General features: G+C 47.8%; 6 protein-coding genes. 2 read left to right on the top strand and 4 right to left on the bottom strand.

Annotated features, from left to right (window positions below; translation table 11 throughout):
• Positions 1-105: 105 nt before the first annotated feature.
• Positions 106-1,191: an alpha/beta fold hydrolase gene (locus AC2VE5_RS24195; RefSeq protein ID WP_486890180.1), complete on the bottom strand. Its 1,086-nt coding sequence runs from the start codon at positions 1,189-1,191 to the stop codon at positions 106-108.
• 19 nt (positions 1,192-1,210) lie between these two features.
• Positions 1,211-1,381 carry an AMP-binding enzyme gene (locus AC2VE5_RS24190; protein ID WP_486890179.1) on the bottom strand — a complete coding sequence of 57 codons (171 nt, stop codon included), beginning with the start codon at positions 1,379-1,381 and terminating at the stop codon, positions 1,211-1,213.
• An 84-nt stretch (positions 1,382-1,465) separates the two neighbouring features.
• On the opposite strand from AC2VE5_RS24190, the gene tnpA reads away from it, so the two are divergent.
• The gene (gene tnpA / locus AC2VE5_RS24185; protein ID WP_486890178.1) at positions 1,466-1,900 is read left to right on the top strand and encodes an IS200/IS605 family transposase; all 435 of its coding nucleotides are present in this window, start codon (positions 1,466-1,468) and stop codon (positions 1,898-1,900) included.
• Between the two features lie 8 nt (positions 1,901-1,908).
• On the opposite strand, the gene AC2VE5_RS24180 is transcribed toward tnpA, so the two are convergent.
• Positions 1,909-2,802, bottom strand: a complete 894-nt coding sequence (locus tag AC2VE5_RS24180; RefSeq protein WP_486890181.1) for an AMP-binding protein — start codon at positions 2,800-2,802, stop codon at positions 1,909-1,911.
• Between the two features lie 48 nt (positions 2,803-2,850).
• On the opposite strand from AC2VE5_RS24180, the gene AC2VE5_RS24175 reads away from it, so the two are divergent.
• Positions 2,851-3,989, top strand: a protein-coding gene (locus AC2VE5_RS24175) for an IS630 family transposase (protein ID WP_486890177.1) whose coding sequence is annotated in 2 segments (ribosomal slippage) — positions 2,851-3,286 and positions 3,286-3,989 — 1,140 coding nt in all. Because the reading frame shifts where the segments join, the coding sequence is not laid out codon by codon here.
• Positions 3,990-4,099: 110 nt separating this feature from the next.
• On the opposite strand, the gene AC2VE5_RS24170 is transcribed toward AC2VE5_RS24175, so the two are convergent.
• Positions 4,100-4,458 (bottom strand): glycosyltransferase (locus AC2VE5_RS24170; RefSeq protein WP_486890176.1); only part of this gene is annotated, 359 nt, incomplete at its 5' end.

Raw genomic sequence — 4,458 nt, 5'->3', positions numbered from 1 at the left:
AAATCTTTCCGTGTCGCTCGGGCGAACTAGTTTGACTCTTTGATCAAGGCGATCAAGAACTCACAATTAAAAGCGCATTACTCAGAACTGCGCGAAGCTCACGGCTTATTTTCTGTCGATAGATTTTAAGAAGTTGCGAATTACATACAGTAATTCTTCGGGTTGCTCAACTGATGGGAAATGCCCACAGCGAGCCAGCCAATCAAGTTGTGCCCCAGGAACGCGGCTTGCTGCTGCTTCAATGGCAGATTTCGGGACGATCCGGTCATTATCTCCAGCGACAAACAGGGTTGGGACACTGATGTTTTCAAAACAAATTCTCATGGCTTCAAATCCACTACCTTCAAAGAAGCTGTGAAAGGCTGGGCAGCTCAAGCCATCTTCAAGAAATCGCTGCAAATCCGCCGTTAGGGTTGGTGGACGATAGTATGCAGACTCTAGAAACTGCTTGGAAGACTGGGAAAGTGACTGGATCTGCTTCCACCAGGCATGAGCTTCTTCATTCAAACCAAACCCAGTAATCACAAGTGAGTGTACCCACTCTTTTCGCTGACGGGCAATCTCAGTCGCAACGATTGCGCTAGTAGAACTACTAACAATTAAAAAGGGCGGCTCAACGATATTTTGATCCAATAATTTAAGCATGGACCGCAGATGGTCTGAGTAGGTAGGTGTTTCCGTGGGCGAGGAGGATAACCCAAAGCCAGCAAAATCCACAGCGATCGCCTCGTTATCCTCTTTGAGGGATTGCAGCATTACTTCCCACGTACTTGAAGGGTTACCTAAACCTGGCAATAACACCCACGTTGGCTGTAACCCAGCCACCTTAAGAAAATGGATTTCTTCTCCAGAGTCAAGTTTGACTCGGTGCTGATTAATATCTTCTACTTCAAGATCTCGCACGGATTCTAATCCATTGCCTCCGGTTCTGGCTACTAACTCAGCGATCGTCTTGAGAGTAAAAAAATTCTCTGGTGTTATCTCCTCTTCAGGAATAGAAAAGCCAAACTTATCTTCCACAAACGCCAGCAGAGAAACCATTGCTAACGAGTTGAGGATGCCCACCTCTAGTAACGGTGTAGCTGCCTCGATGCCGCTTTCTTCACCATCAAGCAGTTTGTGGTTGACAAAACTTTTTAGCTCCCCAATCACTTCAACCGTATTCTGGGGATTAACAACACTTTGAACCATAGATATCTCCATTGATTTATCAAGTGGCGTGAGCAACTGGTCTAGAGCTACTTTGGGCAATATTGAGCAGCTTTGTGCGATCCACCTTACCGTTCCGGGTACGCGGCAGTGCTTCTAGAAGCTGAACTTTATCAACAATCATGTAGCGGGGTAAACATGAGGCACAGTGCTGCTTTACTGTCCCAAACACGCTAGTACAAAGCTACGCACTTTCAGTGCGAGACTTTAGTTGCTACCCAACTCTACTCCAGCGTAGGCTGAACTCAAAAAGCCTATGGCTGAGAATCGACGAGGGAATCATACGCTCACCCGCCTGAGCGTACACATTGTCTGGGTGACAAAATATCGCTATCACGTTCTCAAAGGTGAGATTCAAAAGCGGTGTCGAGAACTGCTAATCCAAATTTGTGATGCTGAGGATATTCGTATTCTCAAAGGTACTGTGAGCAAAGATCATGTCCATATGCTCATTGAGTACCCTCCATCCCAATCGGTCAGTGAGATTGTTCGACGGCTCAAAGGTCGAACTTCAAGACGGCTGCAACAAGAGTATCCAGAGCTTCAGAAACGATACTGGGGCAAACATTTCTGGGCAATTGGCTATGGAGCATGGAGTACTGGAAGTATCAGCGAGCAGATGGTGGAGGAATATCTAGAGCATCACCGCCATCCGTCCAATGCAGATAACGAGAACTTTCTCCTCGAGTAGAGGGACTTTCAGTCCCGCTCAAACCTCTGCACTTTCAGTGCAGAGTGGTTTAGTCCCATAAGAGACAAGGAGCCGACACTTGCAACCAGGAAAGCGACCAGACGTGCTTCCATGTCTTGACCCGTCACAACGACCGCTGCCTCGACAATTTCTGGGTGAGCCAGTAGCGTGGTTTCTATCTCACCTAATTCGATCCGATAGCCCCGCACCTTGATTAGGTGGTCGCGACGACCAACTAGAACGTAGTTGTTGTCACCCTGCACCCGGACGATGTCGCCGGTAGCATAGGGCTGCAACTGCTGGGAAGACTGCCCCCAGTAGCCGAGCATGACGGTAGGACCGGAAACGATTAATTCTCCCTCCTCACCAACCCTAGCCACTGTGCCATCAGCCTTAACTGCCCAGACCTGATCTCCAGAACAGGCCTGGCCGATCGGCACTGGCTCTATCTGCTCAGATGGAATCTCTTTCACTTCGTAGTAGGTGCAGACATTGGTTTCGGTAGGACCATACAGGTTAAGAAACCGCATTGATCGCCAATGTTGACGGAGCTGCCTCAGGTATTTGATCGGAAAAGGTTCTCCGGCAAATAAAACTGTTCTCAAGGCCAAATCCTGTGCCTCAAGCAGACCGCCATGTCGCATCATCAAGATTAAAACCGAAGGAACAGAATACCAAACCGTGATTTTTTCTCTGATTAGAAAGCTAACTAACCGTTGAGGCACGGATGCAATGCCTTCTGGAATGATGCAAACACAGGCTCCGGTTAAAAAGGCTACATAGAGATCTAACACCGATAGATCGAAATGAAATGGAGCATGATTTGAGAAGCGATCGCTCGGTTTGGCATTAAGCTCCTTGGCGGCCCATTCAACGAAGGCTAGTAGTCTGTCAACTTTAATTTGCCAGGTAAATGGGAGACAATCGAGAGGTAGATCTCCTTGCCAGCAATGCCTAAAAAGAAGTACATCGTTGTCCTGAGTGCTGAGGAACGGGAGACTCTAGAGAGTCTGACCACAACCGGAAAAACATCCGCCTACAAACTCAATCATGCTCGAATTTTACTGATGGCTGACATCAACCAACAGGGCGGTGGTTGGCGAGATCACGACATTAGTGATGCCCTCAATATCAGTATCTCTACCATTGAACGAGTCCGACAACGCTTTGTTAAACAAAGTCTGGAGGCAGCTTTATCGCGCCAATTGCCCAGTCGAACGAAGCCACGGTTACTTGATGGAGAACAAGAAGCCCATTTAGTTGCGCTTGCGTGTGCACAACCCCCTGAAGGACAAGGGAAATGGAGCTTACGCTTGTTAGCAGACCAACTGGTTGAGCTGGGTTATGTGGAGAGCATTTCCCATGAAACTGTGCGGCAAACGCTCAAAAAAACGAACTGAAACCCTGGTTGCAGCAATGTTGGGTGATTCCTCCTAAAGCTAGTAGAGAGTTTGTTTACTACATGGAGGATGTGTTAAGTGTTTATATCCGCCCCTATGACCGGTGCTATCCCGTTGTCTGTTTTGACGAAACCAATAAACAATTAGTGAGCGAAAAACAAGTTCCCCTGCCCCCTCAAACAGGTCAGCCCAAGCGCTATGACTACGAATATCAACGCAATGGGGTGTGTAATCTATTCATGATTTCTGAACCTTTGGCAGGGTGGCGACATGTAGCACTCACTGAGCGTCGCACCAAGCAAGACTATGCCCAGCAAATGAAGTATCTGGTGGATGTACACTACCCAGATGCCGAGTGGATTACTGTTGTCCATGACCAACTCAATACCCATGACCCATCGGCGTTATATCAGACCTTTGAACCGGCACAAGCCAAACGGATTCTCGACAAATTGGAATTCCACTACACTCCCAAACATGGCAGTTGGCTCAATATGGCAGAGATTGAACTGAGTGTATTAGCCCGTCAGTGTTTGGAGCGTCGCATTCCTGACCAACAGACGTTGAAGCGGGAAGTCGCCGCCTGGGAAGAACGCAGAAATGCCCAATCTCGCAAGATTGACTGGCAATTTACGACTGATGATGCCCGCATCAAACTTAAGCGACTTTACCCCTCAATTATTTCATGACAGACTACTAGTCATATTGGAGGACGGGGCTGAATGGTTTACAACTTCAGCGTACCTGCTCCTCCATTTCCTGGTTTGCGCCGATTCTCTTATCCAGAACTGACGTTAACTTAAGCACTCAGCTTACTTTCTTGAGTAGCCTGATATAGTTGCATTAACTCTTGTATATGCTGACTTAAGCTGAAAGATTCTTGGGCTAAGGTTCGGCCTTTAACTCCCAAATTTTTTGCTAAAGCCCAATCTGTAGCAAGTAACTCGATCCGTTTTGCTAACCCCTGAACATCATTGGGTTCAACCAGCAAAGCGTTCTGCAACGGCCCTACATACTCAGGGATTCCCCCGACATTGCTGGCGATGACGGCCCTGCCGGCTGCTGCGGCTTCTAGACTCACCAATCCTGCAGGCTCCTGCCAAAGAGATGGAAAGACAACTGCCCGCGACTGTTTCAGTAATTGATTAATTCTGTCTT

Source organism: Aliterella sp. E5.1, from assembly GCF_057473825.1.
Note: the sequence above shows the minus strand (reverse complement) of the source record. Positions and strands in the feature narration are given on the sequence as shown.